General features: G+C 68.8%; 20 protein-coding genes and 1 pseudogene. 10 read left to right on the top strand and 11 right to left on the bottom strand.

Annotated features, from left to right (window positions below; all coding sequences use genetic code 11):
- From ABD366_RS39910 to ABD366_RS39890, 5 genes and pseudogenes are all read right to left on the bottom strand, one after another.
- A pseudogene (locus ABD366_RS39910) lies at window positions 1-186 on the bottom strand (DUF475 domain-containing protein); the annotation flags it as partial.
- An 82-nt stretch (window positions 187-268) separates the two neighbouring features.
- Window positions 269-844: a TerD family protein gene (locus tag ABD366_RS39905; RefSeq protein WP_324776043.1), complete on the bottom strand. Its 576-nt coding sequence runs from the start codon at window positions 842-844 to the stop codon at window positions 269-271.
- Window positions 845-949: 105 nt separating this feature from the next.
- Window positions 950-1,525 carry a TerD family protein gene (locus tag ABD366_RS39900; RefSeq protein WP_324776040.1) on the bottom strand — a complete coding sequence of 192 codons (576 nt, stop codon included), beginning with the start codon at window positions 1,523-1,525 and terminating at the stop codon, window positions 950-952.
- A gap of 153 nt (window positions 1,526-1,678) precedes the next feature.
- Complete coding sequence (locus tag ABD366_RS39895; protein WP_324776038.1) at window positions 1,679-2,137, bottom strand: peroxiredoxin; 459 nt, start codon at window positions 2,135-2,137, stop codon at window positions 1,679-1,681.
- Between the two features lie 164 nt (window positions 2,138-2,301).
- Entirely contained in the window at window positions 2,302-2,733 is a 432-nt protein-coding gene (locus ABD366_RS39890) for a DUF3052 domain-containing protein (RefSeq protein WP_324776036.1), read from the bottom strand.
- A 455-nt stretch (window positions 2,734-3,188) separates the two neighbouring features.
- On the opposite strand from ABD366_RS39890, the gene aceE reads away from it, so the two are divergent.
- On the top strand, window positions 3,189-5,936 hold the full coding sequence (gene aceE, locus ABD366_RS39885; RefSeq protein ID WP_324776034.1) for a pyruvate dehydrogenase (acetyl-transferring), homodimeric type: 2,748 nt from the start codon (window positions 3,189-3,191) through the stop codon (window positions 5,934-5,936).
- Window positions 5,937-6,767: 831 nt separating this feature from the next.
- Here the strand turns inward: aceE and ABD366_RS39880 are convergent.
- The 3 genes from ABD366_RS39880 to ABD366_RS39870 all read right to left on the bottom strand — a co-directional run bounded on the left by ABD366_RS39880 (window position 6,768) and on the right by ABD366_RS39870 (window position 9,419).
- Entirely contained in the window at window positions 6,768-7,079 is a 312-nt protein-coding gene (locus tag ABD366_RS39880) for a small hydrophobic protein (RefSeq protein WP_324776032.1), read from the bottom strand.
- 83 nt (window positions 7,080-7,162) lie between these two features.
- Entirely contained in the window at window positions 7,163-7,549 is a 387-nt protein-coding gene (locus ABD366_RS39875) for a peptidase inhibitor family I36 protein (RefSeq protein ID WP_324776030.1), read from the bottom strand.
- Between the two features lie 259 nt (window positions 7,550-7,808).
- Window positions 7,809-9,419: an MFS transporter gene (locus ABD366_RS39870; RefSeq protein WP_324776028.1), complete on the bottom strand. Its 1,611-nt coding sequence runs from the start codon at window positions 9,417-9,419 to the stop codon at window positions 7,809-7,811.
- Between the two features lie 110 nt (window positions 9,420-9,529).
- Here ABD366_RS39870 and ABD366_RS39865 point away from each other — a divergent pair, with 110 nt between their 5' ends.
- The 7 genes from ABD366_RS39865 (at window position 9,530) to ABD366_RS39835 (ending at window position 17,301) form a co-directional block, all read left to right on the top strand.
- Window positions 9,530-10,171: a TetR/AcrR family transcriptional regulator gene (locus ABD366_RS39865; protein WP_324776026.1), complete on the top strand. Its 642-nt coding sequence runs from the start codon at window positions 9,530-9,532 to the stop codon at window positions 10,169-10,171.
- Window positions 10,172-10,353: 182 nt separating this feature from the next.
- Window positions 10,354-11,565, top strand: coding sequence for an alpha/beta hydrolase (locus ABD366_RS39860; RefSeq protein ID WP_324776024.1), 1,212 nt, complete (start codon window positions 10,354-10,356; stop codon window positions 11,563-11,565).
- A gap of 76 nt (window positions 11,566-11,641) precedes the next feature.
- On the top strand, window positions 11,642-12,520 hold the full coding sequence (locus tag ABD366_RS39855) for a DUF4429 domain-containing protein (protein WP_324776022.1): 879 nt from the start codon (window positions 11,642-11,644) through the stop codon (window positions 12,518-12,520).
- 101 nt (window positions 12,521-12,621) lie between these two features.
- On the top strand, window positions 12,622-14,007 hold the full coding sequence (locus tag ABD366_RS39850) for a sensor histidine kinase (protein ID WP_324776020.1): 1,386 nt from the start codon (window positions 12,622-12,624) through the stop codon (window positions 14,005-14,007).
- A 15-nt stretch (window positions 14,008-14,022) separates the two neighbouring features.
- On the top strand, window positions 14,023-14,697 hold the full coding sequence (locus ABD366_RS39845; RefSeq protein ID WP_324776018.1) for a response regulator transcription factor: 675 nt from the start codon (window positions 14,023-14,025) through the stop codon (window positions 14,695-14,697).
- Window positions 14,698-14,944: 247 nt separating this feature from the next.
- Window positions 14,945-16,075 (top strand): alpha/beta hydrolase, encoded by a 1,131-nt coding sequence (locus ABD366_RS39840; protein ID WP_324776016.1) that lies wholly within the window; start codon window positions 14,945-14,947, stop codon window positions 16,073-16,075.
- Complete coding sequence (locus tag ABD366_RS39835) at window positions 16,072-17,301, top strand: acyltransferase family protein (RefSeq protein WP_324776014.1); 1,230 nt, start codon at window positions 16,072-16,074, stop codon at window positions 17,299-17,301. Before ABD366_RS39840 ends, ABD366_RS39835 begins: the two co-directional genes overlap by 4 nt.
- Before the next feature lie 144 nt (window positions 17,302-17,445).
- Here ABD366_RS39835 and ABD366_RS39830 read toward each other — a convergent pair whose 3' ends face one another.
- Together ABD366_RS39830 and ABD366_RS39825 are read right to left on the bottom strand one after the other, a co-directional pair.
- Window positions 17,446-18,579, bottom strand: coding sequence for an aldo/keto reductase (locus tag ABD366_RS39830; RefSeq protein ID WP_324776012.1), 1,134 nt, complete (start codon window positions 18,577-18,579; stop codon window positions 17,446-17,448).
- Window positions 18,580-18,602: 23 nt separating this feature from the next.
- Window positions 18,603-19,067, bottom strand: a complete 465-nt coding sequence (locus ABD366_RS39825) for a MerR family transcriptional regulator (RefSeq protein WP_324776010.1) — start codon at window positions 19,065-19,067, stop codon at window positions 18,603-18,605.
- Window positions 19,068-19,307: 240 nt separating this feature from the next.
- On the opposite strand from ABD366_RS39825, the gene ABD366_RS39820 reads away from it, so the two are divergent.
- Window positions 19,308-20,117, top strand: a complete 810-nt coding sequence (locus tag ABD366_RS39820) for a serine hydrolase domain-containing protein (RefSeq protein WP_324776008.1) — start codon at window positions 19,308-19,310, stop codon at window positions 20,115-20,117.
- 69 nt (window positions 20,118-20,186) lie between these two features.
- On the opposite strand, the gene ABD366_RS39815 is transcribed toward ABD366_RS39820, so the two are convergent.
- Window positions 20,187-20,843 carry a pirin family protein gene (locus ABD366_RS39815; protein WP_324776006.1) on the bottom strand — a complete coding sequence of 219 codons (657 nt, stop codon included), beginning with the start codon at window positions 20,841-20,843 and terminating at the stop codon, window positions 20,187-20,189.
- A 94-nt stretch (window positions 20,844-20,937) separates the two neighbouring features.
- Here ABD366_RS39815 and ABD366_RS39810 point away from each other — a divergent pair, with 94 nt between their 5' ends.
- Window positions 20,938-22,170, top strand: a complete 1,233-nt coding sequence (locus ABD366_RS39810) for a PucR family transcriptional regulator (protein ID WP_411293882.1) — start codon at window positions 20,938-20,940, stop codon at window positions 22,168-22,170.
- The last annotated feature ends 28 nt before the right edge of the window (window positions 22,171-22,198 follow it).

The following is a 22,198-nucleotide window of genomic DNA, read 5'->3' as shown; positions in this document are numbered from 1 at the left end:
CTGCCAGAAGGCATTCATCTTCTTCAGGATCCCGGCGTTGACCACCGCGTTGTCGAAGGAGAGCGAGATCTCCATGATGGCGAGGATCGCGACGAGCCCCAGCGCGGTCCATCCGTCGTAGAACACCGCCGCGATCAATCCGAGCACGGTGATCGCGAACGACCAGCCGAAGGTTTTCAGAACCACTGACTAACCCCATCGTGTGTACGGGTTTCCCCGTGCTGGTTGTACGGGGCTCCCCCGCTCCGTGCACGGCTTTAGGAACGCTTTATGAAACGTTGACTCCGAAGTCTAGAGCGATGCCGCGCAGACCGGACGCGTACCCCTGCCCGACTGCACGGAACTTCCACTCCCCGCCGTAGCGGTACAGCTCACCGAAGATCATCGCGGTCTCGGTGGAAGCGTCCTCGGAGAGGTCGTAGCGGGCGAGCTCTTGGCCGTCCGCCTGGTTCACGACACGGATGAAAGCGTTGCTGACCTGGCCGAAGGTCTGCCCGCGGTTGTCCGCGTCATGGATCGAGACAGGAAAGATGATCTTGTCGCAGCCGGCCGGCACGGTGGCCAGGTCCACGATGATCGACTCGTCGTCACCCTCGCCCTCACCCGTGAGGTTGTCCCCGGTGTGCTCGACCGAGCCGTCGGGGCTCTTGAGCTGGTTGTAGAAGATGAACCATTCGTCGCCCATGACCCGGCCGCCACTGCACAGCAGCGCGCTGGCGTCCAGGTCGAAGTCGGCCCCGGTGGTGGAACGCGCGTCCCAGCCGAGCCCGACCAGGACCTGGGTGAGATTCGGTGCGGCCTTGGAGAGGGAGACATTGCCCCCCTTGGCGAGCGTGACGCCCATGATCGTGATCCTCCCCGCGTGTAGGCAGTGCTGTTGTCGAGCACGTCCGGCGCCGCACTGAAGGAGTGCGGCGCCGGACGGGTGAGCGTGGTGGTGCGCTTCGGCTCAGACGTTGACGCCGAAGTCCTGCGCGATGCCGCGCAGACCCGAGGCGTAGCCCTGGCCGACGGCGCGGAACTTCCACTCCGCCCCGTTCCGGTACAGCTCACCGAAGACCATGGCGGTCTCGGTGGAGGCGTCCTCGGAGAGGTCGTAGCGGGCGATCTCGGTGCCGCCCGCCTGGTTCACGACGCGAATGAACGCGTTGCGCACCTGGCCGAAGGACTGCTGGCGGTTCTCGGCGTCGTAGATCGAGACCGGGAACACGATCTTGTCGACGTCGGCCGGAACCGTCGCGAGGTCGACCTTGACCTGCTCGTCGTCGCCCTCGCCCTCACCGGTGGTGTTGTCACCGGTGTGCTCGACCGAGCCGTCCGCGCTCTTCAGGTTGTTGAAGAACACGAAGTCCTGGTCGTTGCGGACCTTGCCCTCCGCGTTAATCAGAATGGCGCTGGCATCGAGGTCGAAGTCCGTACCGGTGGTGGTGCGAACATCCCAACCCAGGCCCACGACGACCGCCGTGAGGCCAGGGGCCTCCTTGCTCAGCGATACGTTGCCGCCCTTGCTGAGGCTGACTCCCACGAGTCCTCCCTATGGTCTGTAGGGGCGGGGAGCCCCGTAGTGCGTCTGGTATCGGATCAACGTCTGGATCCTAGTGAGGGGTTCCCGTCCCCGGCGAGGCTTCCTGCCGGGTGTCGTACCCCAGGAGCGCTCGAACGAGCGCCGCGGCGGTGCTCAGAGGGTTTCGAGCGCCTTCGCGTACTCGTTCAGGTCACGGGCGTCCGGCAGGCCGTTGACGACGGTCCAGCGGACCACGCCCTCCTTGTCGATGATGAAGGTGCCGCGCACCGCGCAGCCCTTCTCCTCGTCGAAGACGCCGTACGCGCGCGACGCCTCGCCGTGCGGCCAGAAGTCGCTCAGCAGGGGGTACTCGAGCCCCTCCTGCTCGCCGAATACCCGCAGCGTGAACGGGGAATCGTTCGAAACGGCGAGCAGCTGCACGTCGTCGTTGACGAACTTGGGCAGCTCGTCGCGGAGCGCGCACAGCTCGCCCGTGCAGACCCCGGTGAAAGCGAACGGGTAGAAGAGCAGCACCACGTTCTTCTCGCCGCGGAAGTCCGAGAGCTTCACGGTCTCCCCGTGCTGATTCCTGAGCTCGAAATCCGGAGCCTTGGTGCCGACCTCGATCGCCATGGTGAAGCTTCCCTTCGGTGGGGCTGTTCGGGTGGCTTCACCCTAGTTGGCGACGGAAAAGGGCCCGTCACCGGCTGCCGGCCCATGCGCATGCGTGAGGCCCCGCGGGCGCACTCTCGCGCCCGCGGGGCCTCACCTGGGGTATCCCGTTCCGCCGGGACGGCTTACCGCTTCTTGGCCGCCGTCTTGGGCGTCACCAGCCTGCTCCCGGTCCAGTCCTTGCCCACGCTGACGCCCTTGGTCTGCGAGAGCCCGGCGGTCGTGGCAGCCTCACCGATCTCACTCGGCTCGACGTACCCGTCCCGGCCGGTCTTCGGCGTCAGAAGCAGGATGTAACCGCCGTCTTCGATGTACGTGGTGGTGTCCACCAGCGCATCAGTAAGGTCCCCGTCGTCCTCACGGAACCAGAGCACCACGGCATCAGCCACGTCGTCATAGTCCTCGTCGACGAGCTCTGTGGTGGTTGTGGCCTCGATGGCCTCACGGAGCTCCTGATCGACGTCCTCGTCGTAGCCGATCTCCTGGACCACCATGTCGGTCTGGAAACCCAGCCTTACGGCAAGGTTCGTCTCCGCGTGGTCCGCGGTCGCGCTCACGGATTGCCTCCTGATCATGTTTACGAAGTTGTCTGCAGCATCGCGCACGCGCGAAGCGTTGGCCGTAGTCCACACGTGCGCGACGGATCGCGCAAGTACCCGGCCGTCGAGACCGCCGAAACGGTGACGTTCCAGGCCGTGCCACCACAACTCCTGTCAAGGATTCCCGCAGGCCGGTGATGTACGCCACAGCATTCTGCCGGGTTTGCCCGCCCTGCTCCCGCACACAGCGTAACCAGGGCCGAACAGCCCCACAGAACACCTGCTCGAGATGGGCATAACGGGGTGATTTGTTCACAGCTGCTCACCCGCCGCCCGCCGGACCTCTGTTTTACCTCTCGGTAGAGATGACGATTCCGATTCCGAGGTACACGATGAGGTACACGATGGACAACGGCGTACCGACGGCGTACCCGACAGTGGAACAGTGGCATCACCGACAGTGAAGGAACAGCGTGGTTTCCGGATCCGATCGCAACCCGATCATCATTGGCGGTCTTCCCAGTCAGGTCCCGGACTTCGATCCAGAAGAGACTCAGGAGTGGCTCGACTCCCTTGACGCGGCAGTCGACGAGCGCGGCCGCGAGCGAGCCCGCTACCTGATGCTCCGGCTGATCGAGCGGGCCCGCGAGAAGCGTGTGGCCGTGCCCGAGATGCGCAGCACGGACTACATCAACACGATCGCCACCAAGGACGAACCGTTCTTCCCCGGCAACGAGGAGATCGAGCGCAAGGTCCTCAACGCCACGCGGTGGAACGCCGCGGTGATGGTCTCCCGCGCCCAGCGCCCCGGCATCGGCGTCGGCGGCCACATCGCCACGTTCGCTTCCTCGGCGTCGCTGTACGACGTGGGCTTCAACCACTTCTTCCGCGGCAAGGACGAGGGCGACGGCGGCGACCAGATCTTCTTCCAGGGCCATGCCTCGCCCGGCATCTATGCCCGCGCGTATCTCCTGGACCGCCTCACCGAGGACCAGCTCGACGCGTTCCGCCAGGAGAAGTCGAAGGCGCCCAACGGGCTTTCCTCGTACCCGCATCCGCGTCTCATGCCGGATTTCTGGGAGTTCCCCACCGTCTCCATGGGCCTCGGCCCGCTCGGCGCGATCTTCCAGGCGCGGATGAACCGCTACATGGAGGCCCGTGGCGTCGCCGACACCTCCAAGTCGCACGTGTGGGCCTTCCTCGGCGACGGCGAGATGGACGAGCCCGAGTCCCTCGGTCAGCTCTCCATCGCCGCCCGTGAGGGCCTCGACAACCTCACCTTCGTCGTCAACTGCAACCTGCAGCGCCTCGACGGCCCGGTGCGCGGCAACGGCAAGATCATTCAGGAGCTGGAGTCCCAGTTCCGCGGCGCCGGCTGGAACGTCATCAAGCTGGTCTGGGACCGCAGTTGGGACCCGCTGCTCGCGCAGGACCGCGACGGCGTCCTGGTCAACAGGCTGAACACCACCCCCGACGGCCAGTTCCAGACCTACGCCACCGAACCCGGCTCCTACATCCGCCAGCACTTCTTCGGCGACGACCACCGCCTGCGCGCCATGGTCGAGAACATGACCGACGACCAGATCCTGCACCTGGGCCGCGGCGGGCACGACCACAAGAAGATCTTCGCGGCGTTCACGGCGGCCAAGGAGCACAAGGGCCAGCCGACGGTCATCCTCGCGCAGACGGTCAAGGGCTGGACCCTCGGCCCGAACTTCGAGGGCCGCAACGCCACGCACCAGATGAAGAAGCTGACGGTCGACGACCTGAAGGGCTTCCGCGACCGCCTGCACATCCCGATCTCCGACGCACAACTGGAGGGCGGCGCCCCGCCGTACTACCACCCGGGACGCGACTCCGAAGAGATCCAGTACATGCACGACCGCCGCAAGTCGTGCGGCGGCTACGTCCCGACCCGTGTCGTCCGCGCGAAGCCGCTCCAGCTTCCGGACGACAAGACGTACGCGACCGTGAAGAAGGGGTCCGGCCAGCAGTCGATCGCCACCACCATGGCCTTCGTCCGGCTCCTGAAGGACCTCATGCGGGACAAGGAGATCGGCAAGCGCTTCGTGCTGATCGCACCCGACGAGTACCGCACCTTCGGCATGGACTCCTTCTTCCCGAGCGCGAAGATCTACAACCCGCTCGGCCAGCAGTACGAGTCCGTGGACCGCGAACTCCTGCTCGCCTACAAGGAGTCGCCGACAGGACAGATGCTCCACGACGGCATCTCGGAGGCCGGCTGCACGGCGTCCCTGATCGCCGCGGGCTCTGCTTACGCGACACATGGCGAACCCCTCATCCCGGTCTACGTCTTCTACTCGATGTTCGGTTTCCAGCGCACCGGCGACCAGTTCTGGCAGATGGCCGACCAGTTGGCGCGCGGTTTCGTCCTCGGCGCGACCGCGGGCCGCACGACTCTGACCGGCGAGGGCCTTCAACACGCCGACGGCCACTCGCAGTTGCTGGCCTCGACCAACCCCGCCTGCGTCGCCTACGACCCGGCGTACGGCTACGAGATCGCGCACATCGTCAAGGACGGCCTGCGCCGGATGTACGGCCCGACCGCCGACGGCCAGCCCGGCGAGAACGTCTTCTACTACCTCACCGTCTACAACGAGCCGATCCAGCACCCCGCGGAACCGGCCGACGTCGACGTCGAGGGCATCCTCAAGGGCATCCATCGCATAAGCACCGGGAGTTCGGGCACGATCCCCGCGCAGATCATGGCCTCCGGTGTCGGCGTCCCCTGGGCCATCGAGGCCCAGCAGATCCTCGCCCAGGAGTGGAACGTGCGGGCCGACGTCTGGTCCGCGACCTCCTGGAACGAACTGCGCCGCGAGGCGGTGGACGTGGAGCGGCACAACCTGCTGCACCCCGAGGAGGAGCAGCGCACGCCTTACGTCACTCAGAAGCTGTCCGGTTCACAAGGTCCTTTCATCGCGGTCTCGGACTGGATGCGGTCCGTGCCCGACCAGATCTCCCGCTGGGTGCCCGGCACGTACCAGTCGCTCGGCGCCGACGGGTTCGGCTTCGCCGACACCCGGGGTGCCGCGCGCCGCTTCTTCCACATCGACGCGCAGTCGATCGTGGTCGCGGTCCTCACGGAGCTGGCGCGTGAGGGGAAGGTCGACCGGTCGATCCTGAAGCAGGCGATCGACCGCTACCAGTTGCTGGACGTCATGGCCGCGGACCCGGGAGCGGCCGGGGGCGACGCGTAGCGGTTTGTGGGGGCGGTCTGTTGGGGGCGGCCCGTACGGGGCGGTCCCTGGGGGCGGTCTGTTGGGGGCGGCCCGTACGGGGCGGTCCCTGGGGGCGGTCTGTTGGGGGCGGCCCGTGCAGGGCGATCCCTGGGGGCGGTCTGTTGGGGGCGGCCCGTGCAGGGCGATCCCCGGGGACGGTCTTTGGGGGCGGCCCGTGCAGGGCGGTCTCGTAGGGGCAGTTTGTAGGAGCGGGCTGTTCCAGGGCGGTGGGGCCGTTGGTCTCGCCGCCTTTTGGCGTTTCGGGCTCTGCGGCGCCGGGGGCGTTTGGTGCGGCGGCTGTGGGCGGTGCGTGCAGGTGGGGCCGGGTGCGGCACCCGTTGGTGATGCGGGTGGGACCGAGCGCGCGGCACGCCAGCGTTACGGGGCGGGGCCGGGTGCGGCGCCCGTTGGCGATGCGGGTGAAACCGGGGCACGCGGCACGCCAGCGATGCGGGTGGGGCCGGGTGCGGCGCCCGTTGGCGATGCGGGTGAGACCGGATGCGGCGCACGCCGGTGGTGCCAGGTGACACCAACTACGCCGCACGCCCGCAGTGCGGGTGACGCCAGCTACGTCCCGCGCCAGCGGTGCGGGTGACGCCAGCTACGTCCCGCGCCAGCGGTGCAGGTGACACCAGCTATGCCACACGCCGGCGATGCGGGTCCCTTGAGTGCGGGAGCGCAACTCATGACGCAGGTGACCCGAGATGCGAGGCACGCCGGTGACACAGGCTCCTCGGCGGACGACCCCGGGAACTACCCCGGGGCCGCGTCGAGTTCCCGCTCGGAGCGGTCAGTCGCTCGTACTCGGACTCAGAACAGTCCACCCGCCGCCGAGCCGGTCGCTGAGGCCAGCCAGACAATCGCGAGCAGCGTGTCGATCGCGCCGAGAACGAGGGCGACCAGCGCCGGCACCGACTGCGTACCGGTCCAGCGTCGGCCCATGGCCAGCCAACCGCAGACGACGGCGACCGGCCCCAGCACGATCCCCAGGACGAAGAACCCGGCGATCGCGCAGATGAGTCCGATGATTCCGAGCGACGCGCGGTCCGGCCCGCTCCGCGATCCTGCGCGGCCGCGTGAACGGGGGTGCTTGCGCGTGGTGTGACCGAAGCCCGCCATCATCACTCCTCGAGTTCGTCCGGACTCGGGCGATGAATCGAGTACCCCGTCTCCCGGCGTCTACCGCCACCGGCACCCCCTTTTGCTCATCTTTCCCAGACCTTGAACGCCCGCGCCCGGTAAGGCGATTCGGGCTCCCAGGTACCGCTGCCGGGATAGGTCTGGAACTCCCCGGTCTCCCCGCACTCCACGGACTGGTAGGTGGTGACGGGACGACCGGTCCGATTCGCGAGGGACGCCGCGCTGCTCCCCTCCGGCAGCGCGACGCAGCTCTCGATGTCGATCCCGGCCAGCTCGTAGGTGTGCCGGGGCCCCTTGAACCCGGTCTTGCCCCACAGGCACAGCTCCCCCGCCCCGCAGTCGCCGAGTGTCGGTGGCGCCGCCGCTGTGGCAAGGCCGGGAGTGAGAGCCATCGCGGCCAATGCGGCTGCGGCAACGGTGAAGGTGACGGTCTTGGTCAACGGAATGTGCATGGGCATGGACGTACTCACGTGTTTGAACCCCCGTGTCATGTCGACCAGTTGCGGTCGCGGCTGATCGCTTGACACACACTTTGGCCCGGCGGATCCGGTTCCGGGAAGGGCTTCCGATGGACGTCACTCGGATAAGCGAAAGCCCCCGGATAGTTCCCGGGGGCTTCCCTCACAAGAGCGGTTTCAGCACCTTGCGCACGGCTGAGGACGGCGCCGTCCAAAGCCCATGGGCCGGGCTTCGGACGCGGGACCGTCGGTGTCAGATGTGCGCGGCGCCCGCCGCGGCGTCCGCGTTGGCACCACGCTTGGTCAGCATCGCGACGAGAACCGCGACGACCGCGACCCCCGAGGCGACCAGGCAGGCCAGGCTCATGCCGGAGATGAAGGTGTCGTGCGCGACGCCCGTGATCTTCTCGGCGATTGCGGCCGGCGTGCCGGGCGGCACCGGCGCCGCGCCGACCTGGACGGCTTCGGACGCCTGGTCCAACTGGCTGGACGAGAGCGGCGGGAGCTTGGCGTCCGCCCAGTTGCCCGCGAGGTCGTTGTCCACCTTCGACGCCATGACGGCGCCGAGGACGGCGGTGCCGAGGCTGCCACCGATCTGCATGGCGGCCTGCTGGAGTCCACCGGCGACACCGGACAGCTCCATCGGCGCGTTGCCCACGATGACTTCGGTGGCGCCCACCATGACCGGCGCGAGACCGAGGCCGAGCAGACCGAACCAGACGGACATGATGCCGCTTCCGGTGCCTGCCTCCAGCGTGGACATGCCGTACATCGCGATGGCCGTGCACGCCATACCGCCCGCGAGCGGGATGCGAGGGCCGACCTTCGTGATCATCGCGCCGGCCAGCGGCGAGGCGACGATCATCATGCCGGTCAGCGGCAGCAGATGCAGACCGCTGTCGATCGGGCTCATGCCGTGCACGTTCTGCAGGTAGAAGGTGACGAAGAACAGGCCGCCCATGAACGCGATGGCCATGAGCACCATCAGCACCACACCGGCCGACAGCGGCACGGAACGGAACAGACCCAGCGGGATGAGCGGCTCGGCGACGCGCGTCTCCCAGAGCGCGAACACGACGAAGCACAGCACGGCCGCCGCGAGGAACGTCCACGTCAGGCCATCGCCCCAGCCCCACGCAGGCGCCTTGATGAGGGCCCAGACCAGGCAGAACATCGCGCCGGACAGCAGCAGGATGCCGGGGATGTCGAAGGACCGCGGCGCGTTCTTGGCGCGGTGGTCCAGGAGGATCACGAGCCCCAGGACGAGCGCGAGGACGCCCACGGGAACGTTGATGAAGAAGACGGACTGCCAGCTGACGTGCTCCACGAGCACACCGCCGAGGATGGGGCCGCCCGCGGTCGACGCGCCGATGACCATGCCCCAGATGCCGATCGCCATGTTCAGCTTCTCGGCGGGGAAGGTGGCGCGCAGCAGTCCGAGCGCGGCGGGCATGAGCAGCGCGCCGAACAGACCCTGGAACACGCGGAACGTGACGACGAACGCGATGCTGTGGGACAGGCCGATGGCCCCGGAGGCGGCGGCGAACCCGACCACGCCTATGAGGAAGGTCTGCCGGTGCCCGAACCGGTCGCCGAGCTTGCCCGCGGTGATGAGCGTGACCGCGAGGGCGAGGAAGTAGCCGTTGGTGATCCACTGGACGTCGGCGAAGCTCGCGCCTAGGTCCTTCTGAATGGCCGGATTGGCGATGGCGACGATGGTGCCGTCGAGGGCGACCATCATCACGCCGATCGCGACGGAGAAGAGGGTCAGCCAGGGGTGGCCGCGCAGCCCCTTGGCCGGTGCCGGGACGGGGTCGGGCTCCGGAACCCGGTTCGCCTTGTCGACAGTGGTCTGACTAGTCATACGTTCGAGGCTAGTGACAGTCCCTGACAGTTGACAAAGCATTTCACAAGTCGGTAACTGTCACGTCGCTCACACTACGATGGGTAGTACAAACAGCAAGAAAGAGGACCATGGCGACGCGATTGAACCTGCGTGAACTCAAGAAGCAGCGCACCCGGAACGCGCTGCTGCGCTCCGCCCTTGAGCTCTTCACCTCGCAGGGATTCGACCGCACCACGGTCGATGAGATCGCCGAAGCCTGTGAGGTCTCCCAGCGCACCTTCTTCCGCTATTTCGCGAACAAGGAGGAGGTCGCTTTCGCCGTACAGGAGATGGTCGAGTCCCGTTTCGTCGTCGCCCTGCGTGAACGTCCCGCACAGGAGAGCCCCTTCGAGGCCCTGCGCCACACGGTTCTGGGCACCTGGGAGGCCCTGAGCCGCTCGGTGGAGGAGGTCATCCCGGTCGAACTCCACATGCGCACCTACCAGATGATCGAGTCGACGCCGGCCTTGCTCGCCGCCCATCTGCGCCGCTCCATCGAGCTGGAGGAGGAGGTCGCGCGCGTGATCGCCGAGCGGGAGGGGCTCGACGTGGACGTCGACCCCCGGCCGCGCGTGGCGGTGGCCGCGTTCAGCGGGGTGATGCGGATGACGGGCCGCCTGTGGGGTGCGGGCGAGGACGCGAGCGTCGACGCCATCCGTCGGCTCACCGAGTCCTACCTCGACCACCTGAAGCCGTCGTTGGGCGAGCGATGGACTCATGACCGAGTGTGAGGGACGTGGGCGCCGTCACGTGACACCCGTCGCACCCCGCGCGCGTGGGGCACTTCGCCTCCTTACGTAGCGTGAAGGCTTCCCTGCAACTGCGCCCGCTTTTACCCAAATAACCCGCCGAAAACGTGATCCGCCTCACCCGAGCCACGGGGGCCCGTGCGCTTCTCCTAGGGTGTCCCGCAGTGACTTCCTTCGACACCTCCCCCCAGCTCAACGTTTGGCGCGCGCTGCTTGCGCTGGCCGTCGTGTTCGTCATGTTGGCGACCACCGGCTGGACCGCGGTGCGTCAGCACCAGAGCGTCACATCGCCGCTCCGGACCGCGCTCACCGCATGGGAGCACGGCCGCCTGAACGGTCACGCCCTGCCCGCGCCCGACGGTTCCCCCACCCGCCTCGCGCACTTCTTCGCCTCGCTGCCACCGCACCAGCGCAGTCGGCTCGTCAACCGCTATCCACTCGCGGTCGGCAACATGAACGGCGCACCCGTCGAGCTCCGATATCGCGCGAACCGGATCGCCCTCGACCAGGCCCGCAAGGTCGAGGCCGAACGCGTACACGACGCCCGGCTGTCCACTGTCGGCCACTCCGACGCCGCTCGGCGCATGAAACGCTTCGCCCTTCTGAGCGACCCCGACCGCAAGATCCTCGCCTTCGACCCGATGGGCAACGGCCGTGTGGCCGAGGTCTTCGGCAACCTCGACAAGGCGCAGCGCGTCTCCGTCGTAGTGCCGGGCGTCGACACGAATGTGCTGACTTTCCAGCGCACCTTCCGTAAGTACTCGGCTCCCGTCGGCATGGCCCGCTCGCTGTACGCCGCCGAGCGCACGGCGAGCCCGCGCACCCGTACCGCGGTCATCGCGTGGGCCGACTACACCGCCCCGGTCGGCCTCGGCGTGGACGCCGCCACGTCGATGCGCGCCGACGACGGCGCTCCGCGGCTCAACGCGATGCTGCGCGGCCTGCCCGGCCGCTCCCCCGTCGCCCTGTACTGCCACAGCTACGGCTCCGTGGTGTGCGGTGTGGCGGCGCACCACCTGCCCTCGCGGGTGAGTGACATCGCGGTGGCCGGCAGCCCGGGCATGCGGGCCGACAACGCTGCGGGCCTGGGCACCCACGCGCGCGTGTGGGCCGCCCGCGACGAGGACGACTGGATCCAGGACGTGCCGTACATGGAGGTGGGCGGTCTCGGGCACGGCGCCGACCCGGTCTCCTCGGAGTTCGGGGCGCGGGTCATCTCCTCAGCGGACGCCAAGGGCCACACCGGTTACTTCGAACCGGGCACCGAGAGCCTCAGCAACTTCGCCGAGATCGGAACTGGCTCGTACCGATCGGTGCGCTGCGCGGACGCGGATCACGACTGTCAGGAGGGTTTTTCCGGTAGTGCCTCCGCCTGACGCGCGTAGAAATCAGCGAAACGATGGTCCGACGCAACAGGCGACGGAGGCGCGCGTGCCGCATACGATGAGCCGCATGGGTGATGTACTGGCCGGATTTCATGCCGCCTGGGAGTTCGAGTCGGACTCCGTGCTCATCCGCTTCGAACGGGGGATCCGTACGCCGAAGCTCTTTCAGGCGCTCGGCGAACGCCGCATCCCTCTGGAAGCGATTGCGGCCGTGACTCTGACTCCTGGTAAGCGCGGGACCGTGGTCCTGCATGCCGTGCCGAGACCTGGCACCGATCCGTTGATGGACGCCGCGGCGGGCCAGCTCAAGGAGGGCAGCGACCCATACCGTCTGGTGCTGCCCGCCGAGCGGGAGACACTCGCCGAGTACTACGCGGACGAACTGCGCGGCAAGCTCGTCGCCGACGAGGACGTCTGGCCGGACGGGTACCTGGTGCCTCCACCCGAAGCGCCGCTGCAGTTCAAGGCGTACGACGGCAAGGCCTCCTTCGACGGTGCGGCGGTCTCGTTCCGCTGGTTCTGGACGGGAGCGTCGTCCGCGAAGTGGAAGGCGGGGGACAAGACGTTCCCGGTCTCGGACCTCAGCGGAGTGGACTGGCGCTCCCCCGAGCTCTTCGAGGGGCATCTGCGCCTTCTGCACCGTGAGACCACCGATGGGCAGCCGGGGCAGGCCGACCAGGATCCGGCCGCCGTGGTCTTCGGACTCGGCTACGGGCCCGTGCACGAGTCACTGCCTTTCGCCGCATCGGTGCTCGCCGCTGTACGGTCCACGAGTCCCGCGCCACCGGCAGCCGGGCAGTTGCACACCGGAACTGCTTCGGCGGGGCGCCGTGACCCGGCGGACATCGCCGATCGCATCCGCCATCTCGGCGAGCTGCATCAGGCGGGCCTTGTCACGGACGCGGAGTTCTCGACGAAGAAGGCCGAACTGCTCGCGGAGCTGTGACCGCCGTACCCGGCGCCGCCGGTGATACCTGAGTATGAGGTGCGGTTGAGCACCTCGGTATGACGGCACGCACAGTCCTCATTGCCTACGCTGATCTGGCGATGAGTACTCCACCGCCCCCTCCCGAGCAGGTCCCCCGCCCACCGGACGAAGACTCCGGGCGTGCGGGGCGCCGGCGCATGCGTGATGTGCTGGGTCGTGATCTGCGCAGCACCGGCGCCAGGCTGGGCACGGCCGGTGCGGCACTCACGGTCGCCGTGGGGGGCGATCGCTCCGAGCCGCTGCTGGCCCAGGCACCCAAGCGCTGGATGCGGCTGCTGCCGTATCTGGTCGCCTTCGGGTTCGTCGTGGTCCTCATCCCGGTCACGACGCAGGTCCTGTCGCACGACTACGGCGTGAACAGCGGCCTCGCCGGCGCCATCGCCGTCGCACAGTCCGCTCCTCTGCTTCTTGCCGTCGGCCGTCCACTGACCGCTTGGTACATCACGATCGTCGCCGCCGTACTGGGCACGATCCCGCTGTTCCCGGGCGACGCACACAATCCCTCGCCGTGGACGCCCATGGTCGTCATCGGCTACGTGGTGCTGTGCATAGCCCTGGCGCTGCGGGAGAGCCGCCGCACTCTCATCGGCATCTGGCTGGTCACGGTCGTCGTCAGCATCATCCTCGGCTCTTTCCGCGACGGGAGCAGTCAGGACACGGGTGTGCTGCTCATCGTCCTGAGTGGCGGAGTTCTGTTGCTGGGTGCCCTGTTGAGAGAGCGAGGCGAGACACAGCGCAAGCTCGTCGAGCAGGAGACGATCAGCGAAGCCGAGCGGACCCGCCGGACGCTGCTGGAGGAACGGGCGCGAATCGCACGCGAGTTGCACGATGTCGTGGCCCATCACATGTCGGTGATCACCGTGCAGGCCGACTCCGCGCCCTACCGGCTCCACGGTCTGAGCGGGGAGACGCGCGAGGAGTTCGAGTCCATCGCCGCGGGTGCACGCGAGTCGCTGACGGAGATGCGCCGTCTCCTGGCCGTCCTGCGCAGCGAGGGCACACAGAGCGATCTGGTGCCCCAGCCCGGCCTCGCGCATTTGGAACAGCTCGTGGAGGCGACGATACGAGGCGGGGTGCCGGCCGAGCTGTCGTACCCGGAGCTGACGCTCGTGGGTCAACTGGCGGATGTGCCGCCCGCGGTGGACCTCTCCGCGTACCGCATCGTGCAGGAGGCGCTCGCGAACGTGGTGCGGCACGCCCCCGGGGCGCGGGCGCAGATCTCGGTCGGCCTGGACGAGGACGCACTGCTGGTGATCGTGGTCAACGGGCCGGCAAGGGAGCCCGTCTCCCCCATCGAGTCCACCGGCACGGGACACGGCCTGATAGGGATGCGCGAGCGCGTACGGTTGGTCGGCGGCACGCTGGACGTGGGACCGCTGCCCGCCGGGGGATTTCGTGTCGCGGCCCGGCTCCCCTTGACCGTGACCGACTCTCCTCCGGCGTAAAGGAATTCAGCACGCATGACCATCCGCGTGATCATCGTCGATGACCAGAGCATGGTGCGGGCGGGGTTCGCCGCGCTGCTGTCCGCGCAGAGCGACATCGACGTCGTGGGCGAGGCGCCGGACGGCAGGCAGGGTGTCCATGTCAGCCGGTCCACCCACCCCGATGTGGTGCTCATGGACGTGCGCATGCCCGAGATGGACGGACTGGCGGCGACGCGCGAGCTGCTGACCCCGCCACCGGGGGTGGTGCACCGTCCCAAGGTGCTCATGCTCACCACGTTCGACGTGGACGACTATGTGTACGCCGCGCTGCGGGCGGGTGCCTCCGGCTTTCTGCTCAAGGACGCGCCGCCGGCGGACCTCATCAGCGCGGTGCGCGTCGTCGCGGCCGGGGAAGCATTGCTCGCGCCGACCGTCACCAAGCGCCTCATCGAGGACTTCGCCAAGACCCGCCCGACGCGCAGGGACCGTTCTCCGCGGCTCAAGAGCCTGACGCCGCGCGAGATCGAGGTTCTTGAGCTGATCGCGCGCGGCCTGTCCAACCAGGAGATCGCGCAGAAGCTGGTCCTGGCCGAGCAGACCGTGAAGACCCATATCGGCCGTGTGCTGGCGAAGTTGGGGCTGCGCGACCGGGCCCAGGCCGTGATCTTCGCCTATGAGTCCGGGCTCGTCACGCCAGGCGATCAGTAACACCCGGTACCCGGGTATCTGTTTTCCCGGCGAGCACCTCGCGTCGGCCTGCGTCCACCAACTCCAACCGTTGCGGTAGCACCTCCTTTTACGGGGTCAGTGGTGTGCGGCGACGCCACCCCCTACTGCGGTATGAGGTACGGATACCCAGGTATCAGGCCCGAGTTGGCTCCGCGGTGTGACGTGTCGACCGGAGCCGGCTCTTTACCTTCCCCTCGTCATGCCAACGGTGGAGGGGAGACGGGCGATGGGCCTGGGTTCATGGAAACGACGCGGTCGCCGTACTTTGGTTGCCGTCGCGCTCACGACGACGATCGTCGCGGGTACCGCAGGCTGGGCATCCGGCCACGAGCAGCGTCCTCTCACCGGGCCGCCGCCGGGCACCGCTTCCTGGCGCGCGGACGGCATGCTGGGGATGCCCCTGCCCGACCCCGCGACCGCGAGCCCCATCCGTATGGCGGCCTTCTTCCGCGGGCTGAGCGCGACAGACCAGCGCAAACTGACCGCCCGGCACCCGTCGGTCGTCGGCAACCTGGACGGCGCGCCGATCCCCCTGCGCTACAAGGCGAACGCGCTCGCGCTGCGCGCCGAGAAGGCCAGGGCCCACGCCGACGCACAGGACACGACCCTGACTCCACAGGCCCGAGCGACAGCGCGTGCCCTCGCCGAGCGCTGCGCCGATCTACTCGCCCCCGACCGCCGGATACTCGCCTTCGACCCGCGCGGCCGAGGGCAGGTGGCCGAGGTCTACGGCGACTTGCGCACCGCCCGCCACACCTCCGTCGTCGTACCGGGCTCGGACATCGATCTGCACTCCTTCGACCGGACCAAGGACGTGTACGGGACGCCCGCCGGGATGGCGAAGTCGTTGTACACAGCGGCACTTGGGCGTACGGCTGTGGTGGCGTGGGTCGGATACACCACGCCGGTCGGCCTCGGCCCGGACGCCGCCACGGGCCGGCTCGCCGAGGCGGGCGCCCCTCGCCTGAGCCGCTTCGTGCAGGGCCTCACCGCGGTCGGCACACCGAAACCGTCCGTCTTCTGCCACAGCTACGGATCGGTGGTGTGCGGGCTCGCCGCCTCCCGGCTGCCCGCGTCGGATCTGGTCGTCCTCGGATCCCCCGGCCTGCGCGCGGACAACGTGTCCGAGCTGCGCACTCGGGCCCACGTCTGGGCGGCGCGGGACGACAGCGACTGGATCGCCAAGGTGCCCCACGTCGAGCTGCTCGGCCTGGGCCACGGAGCCGACCCCACCGATCCCTCCTTCGGGGCCCGACGAGTGCCTGCCGAGCGCGCCAAGGGCCACACCGGCTACTTCGCGCCCGGCACGGACTCGCTGCGCGCCTTCACCGACATCGCCACCGGAGTCTCGTCATGACCCTCACTGCCCTGCGGAGCTCCGCAGCCTCGGCTGTCACCACGATCGACGCGAAGACTCCGGCCCACCGTGACCGGGCGGTCGACGGGCTGCGCGCCCTGGCCCTGCTCGCCGTTCCGACCGGCCATTGGCTTCTCGGGGGCTTCACTCTGGACACCCACGGCGCCCTGCACAACGCGAGCCCGCTGACCGCGTTCGGCTTCTTCGCCCCAGTGAGCTGGGTGCTGCAGATGCTCGGTGTCTTCTTTCTCGTGGGCGGATACGCGTCGGTCCTGTCCTACCGCCGGGCACAGGAGCGCGGTACGTCTACGACGCGCTGGCTGCGGGGCCGACTGGCCCGACTCGGCCGCCCGGTTCTGGGGGTGACGGCGGTCTGGGCCGCGATGATTCCGGTGTTGTACGCACTGGGCGTGCCGGAGACGACGCTGCGGACGGGATCCACCCTGGTGATACAGCCCCTCTGGTTCGTCGGGGTCTACACCGTGATCACCGCGCTCACACCCTGGTGTATTCGAGTCTCCAGCAGGCTCGGCGCCTGGGCTGCCGCACCGCTCCTGGGCGCCGTCGTCACCGTCGACTTCCTTCGGTACGGGCCCTTCGCGTCGGCCATGCCGTCCTGGCTCAGTCTGCTGAATCTGCTGCCGGGCTGGATGTTCGCCTACCAACTGGGCGTCAGCTGGGGCGAGAAGAGGCTGGGACGACGTGCCGCCTGGATGCTGCTCGTCGGCGGAACAGCACTGTTCGCGGCGCTCCTGCTCGCCTTTCACTACCCGATGTCGATGGTCGGTGTACCGGGTGAGACACGGACGAACTCTCATCCGCCGTCGCTTCTGGTCCTGGCGCTGGCTGCCGCGCAGAGCGGCGCAGCGATACTGCTGCGAGATCGCATCGGCCGAGCGCTGCGCCGGCCCGCGCTGTGGGCGCCGGTCGTGATCATCAACCTGTCGGCGATGACCATTCTGTGCTGGCACCAGACAGCGATGCTCGCGGCAGCGGTCCCCGCGTCCTTCGCCGGGCAGATACCGGGCCTGACCGCGGGGCCGGACACCGTGGCCTGGATAGCGGCCCGCCTGGCGTGGTTGCCGCTGTTCGCGGCGCTGCTCGCCCTGATAGGTCGCTATGCGCGGGGTTTCGAATCGCCGTGGCAGCAGGTGAGCCGGGGCCGCCGAGCACTGGCCGGGCTGCTCGCCGCCGGGTTCACGGTGTTCGCGCTGGGGCTGGCGTGACGGGGGCCTGCACCGTCCTCGGTGGCAGGACAGGACCGGTCCGGCTGCGCCTCTCGCCCCGCAACCCACGCACCCCACAACCCACCAGCCCACCAGCCCACCAGCCCACCAGCCCACCAGCCCACCAGCCAGGCTCCGACTCTGCTACTCGCGGCCCGCCGACGTGAAGGTCATGTCGGCGTAGCGGTCACCGGACACCTGGGCGGCGATCGGTTCCAGGAGCGCCATCTCGTCCTCGGTGAGGGCGATGTGGGTCGCCGCAGTGTTCTCCTCGACGCGGCTGCGCTTCCGGGTGCCGGGGATGGGGACGGCGACGACGCCGAAAGTCTCGGCCTTGCGCTGCACCCAGGCCAGGGCGATCTGGCCGAGGGAGGCACCATGGGCGTCGGCGACCCGGCGGACCGGTTCGAGGAGGGCCGCGTTGGCCGACGCGTTGTCGCCGGTGAACCGGGGCTGCTGGCGGCGGAAGTCGTCCTCGGCCAACTCCTTGTCGGCGCTGACGAAAGCACCGGTGAGGAAGCCGCGGCCGAGGGGTGAATAGGGGACGAGCGCGATGCCGAGTTCCGCGGCGGCCGGCACCACCGACCGTTCGATGTCGCGGCTGAACAGCGACCACTCGGACTGGACGGCCGCGATCGGGTGGACGGCCTGGGCGGCGCGCAGTTCGTCGGCGGTGACCTCGCTGAGGCCGAGGTGCTTGACCTTGCCGGCGGCGACGAGTTCGGCCATCGCGCCGACCGTCTCCTCGATGGGCACCTTCGGGTCCCGGCGGTGCATGTAGTACAGGTCTACCGAGTCGACGCCCAAGCGCTGAAGGCTGGCGTCGATGCAGGTCCGGATGTAAGCGGGGTCGTTGTTGATGACGCGCTTGTACGGAGCGCTGGGATCGACCCCGATGGCGAACTTGGTGGCCAGGACGATCTCGTCCCGGTGCGCCTTGACGAAAGGAGCAAGGAACTTCTCGTTCTCGCCGGCACCGTAGGCGTCGGCGGTGTCGTACAGGGTGACGCCGAGCTCCAGCGACCGCTCCAGGGTGGCTCGTGCCTCGTCGGCATCGGTCGGACCGTAGGCCCAGCTCATGCCCATGCAGCCGAGGCCTTGAATGCCCACCACGGGCCCGTTGCTTCCCAACTCAACAGTGCGCAGGCGCTCCGCACCGGAGGGGTGCACCTCGGTGGTGGGGTGCACCCCACCGGAGAAGCGGTCTCCGGTGGGGATGCGGCCCCCGGTGGAGCTGCGGTCTTCGTCCGCTCGCGGCGTTCGTTCCGTGCCGGTCATGTGGTTCAGGTCCTTTCCGACGCCTACTGGGCACCCGCGTAAAAGTTGATCTTGTGGTCGAGTACGGCCAGGGTGTCCTGGAGTTCGGCCATCCGGTTCACCACGTCGCGACGGGTCGACTCGAGGAGTTCGCGGCGCTCCTCGAAGGTCTGCTCGCCGAGGCGGACGAGTTCGGCGTAGCGGACCATGTGGGCGACCGGCATTCCGGTGAGCCGCAGCTTGCCCACGAAGGCGAGCCAGTCCAGGTCGCGATTGGTGTAGCGGCGCTGCCCGGTGTGAGAGCGGTCGACGTCGGGCATCAGGCCGATCCGCTCGTACCAGCGCAGGGTGTGCGCGGTCAGTCCGGTGAAGGCGACGACCTCACTGATCGTGTACCGGTCCTGGCCGTCCGGACGCGGATGGGCGCTCGGTGCCGAGGCACAGGCGTCGACCTTGGTCGGATCGTCGTCGGTCGAGGTGGGTGCGGGCGGGCTCTCCATCACCGTCATGCTCCCCACGCTAGAACCTTGGAGTGCGCTCCAAGCAAGCATTCGCGGGGAATTCCTGACGACAGCCGCACGGGGGCTACTCGCGCGCCTGCCTGGAGGCGCTCCTCGACTGGTACCGGGAGCGCGGCGTGCGCCGGATCGATCTGCACGCGACCGCGCAGGGCGAGCCGCTGTACACGTCGCTCAGGTTCGCCCGCACCCCTTCACCCGCGATGAGACTGACGCTCTAGGCTCGTACGTATGCAGAGCCTCGCGTTGATCGAGAACTGGCCGGTCCCGACCGCCGCCGCAGCCGTCGTCCGTGCGGACGGCACGGTGCTGGGCACGCACGGCCCGACGGAGCACCGTTTCCCGCTGGCCTCGGTCACCAAGCCGCTCGCGGCCTACGCGGCGCTCGTGGCGTACGAGGAAGGGGCGATCGAGCTCGACGAGTCGGCCGGCCCGGAGGGCTCGACGGTGCGGCATCTGCTGGCGCACACCAGTGGGCTCGCTTTCGACGAGCACCGGACGACGTCGGCGCCGGGGACCCGGCGGTTGTACTCGAACGCGGGCTTCGAGGTGCTCGGGGACCACATCGCGAAGGCGACGGACATCCCGTTCGCCGAGTATCTGCGCCAGGCCGTGCTCGAGCCGCTCGGGATGACCGCGACCTCGCTGGACGGCTCACCCGCCAAGGACGGGGTGTCGACGGTGGACGACCTGATGCGGTTCGCCGCGGAGGTGCAGGCGCCGCGGCTGCTCGATCCGCGGACGGTGGCCGAGGCGATGACGGTGCAGTACCCGGGGACGAAGGGCGTGCTGCCGGGCTACGGGCACCAGAACCCGAACGACTGGGGCCTCGGGTTCGAGATCCGGGACCACAAGTCGCCGCACTGGACGGGCGGTTCCTCGTCCCCGCGGGCGTTCGGGCACTTCGGGCAGTCCGGCACGCTTCTGTGGGTCGACCCGGATGCCGGGGCGGCGTGCGTCGCCCTGACGGACCGGGCGTTCGGGCCCTGGGCGGTCGAGGTGTGGCCGCCGTTCACCGACGCGGTGCTCGCCGAGCTCTGACCGGAGCCCGGTGCTCGCCGAGCTCTGACGGGGGCCCGGTGCTCGCGGAGCTCTGACGGGGGCCCGGGCTCAGCCGTTCATCTCCCAGATCAGCAACTGCGCGCCCGTGAACGCCAGTAGCTCGGGGCCGGCGGGCTCCGTGATCCGGGCGGCGTCCCCCTCCCCCAGCTCCTTGCCGTCCAGCAGCACTGCGCCGTGGACCACGTGGAGGTAGACGTACGGGGCGGTCGGCAGCTCGGTCCGCTCGCCCTCGGCCAGGCGCCGCACATGGAGCATGGCGCCGGCCGCGGGGACGTCATAGGGCGTCGAGTCGGCGATCCCATGCACTACTTCGTACGCGGGGTCACCGCCCGGGTCGCGGGGGGCCAGCCACATCTGGATGAAGGTGAGGGGCTCGATGCCGTCGTTGCGTTCGACGTGACGGACGCCGCCGCCCGAGCTCAGGCGCTGGACGTCTCCGGGCCGCACAACGGTCTCGTGCCCGGTGGAGTCGCGGTGGGTGAGTTCGCCGGAGACGACCCAGGTGATGATCTCGGTGTGGCTGTGCGGGTGCTCGTCGAAGCCGGCACCGGGGGCAAGACGTTCCTCGTTGCAGGCCAGGATGGCGCCGAAGCGCAGGTTGTCCGGGTCGTAGTGCGGGCCGAAGGAGAACGCGTGGAAGGACTGGATCCCCGCATCGGGTTCGCCTCCGGGATAGCGGAAGCCGGCACGGCGCACATCAATCACGCGCTACACCGTAGCCGTCGTTTCCGGTCGCCCGCCGGGGTCTGCCCGGACCCTCGGCTCCGCCGGGCCGCCCCGGTAAGGCAGTCTTGTCCCCGTGCCCCATTCGGAATCAGCGCAGCCTTCAGCGAACGAAACATCGGACCGCCGCCGGGACGCCCGTGTGGACCCCCATCCGAACTCGGCGACCCTGAAGCGCCTGGAGAAGTCATCCGGGGCGCTCGCCGCGCAGGCGATCACGCGCATGGACGAGACGCTGTCCTGGTACCGGGCCATGCCTCCGGAGAACCGGTCGTGGATCGGGCTGGTGGCGCAGGCGGGTATCGCCGCGTTCACCGAGTGGTTCCGGCACCCGGACGCCCCGCAGGCCATCTCGACGGATGTCTTCGGCACCGCGCCGCGCGAGTTGACGCGGGCGATCACCCTGCGCCAGACCGTGGAGATGGTGCGGACGACCATCGAGGTCATGGAATCGGCCATCGACGAGGTGGCCGCGCCCGGTGACGAGAGGGTCCTGCGCGAGGCGCTCCTGGTGTACGCGAGGGAGATCGCGTTCGCGACCGCCCAGGTGTACGCGCAGGCGGCGGAGGCTCGGGGCGCATGGGACGCGCGGCTCGAGTCCCTCGTGGTGAACGCCGTGCTCTCCGGGGAGGCCGACGAGGGCGCGATCAGCCGGGCCGCGGCACTGGGCTGGAACTCGCCGGAGCATGTGTGCGTGGTGCTCGGGACCGCGCCGGACGGCGACAGCGAGCTGACCGTGGAGGCGATCCGGCGGGCGTCGCGGCACGCCAAGCTGCAGGTGCTGACCGGGGTGCTCGGGGACCGCCTCGTGGTGATCGCGGGCGGCAGCGACAATCCGCTGGCGGTGGCCAAGTCACTGATCGGACCGTTCGCGGCGGGGGCCGTGGTGGCCGGGCCGGTGATGCCGGACCTGCTGGCCGCCACCCGGTCCGCCCAGGCCGCGGCCGCCGGACTCAAGGCGTGCGGGGCCTGGCAGGACGCCCCGCGTCCGGTTCTGGCGGACGATCTGCTTCCGGAGCGCGCGATCGCGGGTGACCCCTCCGCGCGGGACCAGTTGGTGGAGGAGATCTACAGACCGCTGGAGGAAGCGGGCTCGGCGCTCCTGGAGACGCTCAGCGTCTATCTGGAGCAGGCAAGCAGTTTGGAAGGGGCGGCCCGGATGCTCTTCGTGCACCCGAACACCGTCCGCTACCGGCTTCGACGTGTGACCGACGTCACCGGATGGTCTCCGTCGGATGTCCGCTCGGCGTTCACCTTGAGGATCGCGCTGATCCTGGGGCGTCTGGCCGACGCAGATCCTCAGTCATAGTCTTTTGTCGGGGGTCTACAATTCCCCC

Origin of the sequence: Streptomyces kunmingensis, from assembly GCF_039533535.1 — a bacterium.
In the GTDB taxonomy this organism is placed as follows: Bacteria; Actinomycetota; Actinomycetes; order Streptomycetales; family Streptomycetaceae; genus Streptomyces; species Streptomyces kunmingensis.
Note: the sequence above shows the minus strand (reverse complement) of the source record. Positions and strands in the feature narration are given on the sequence as shown.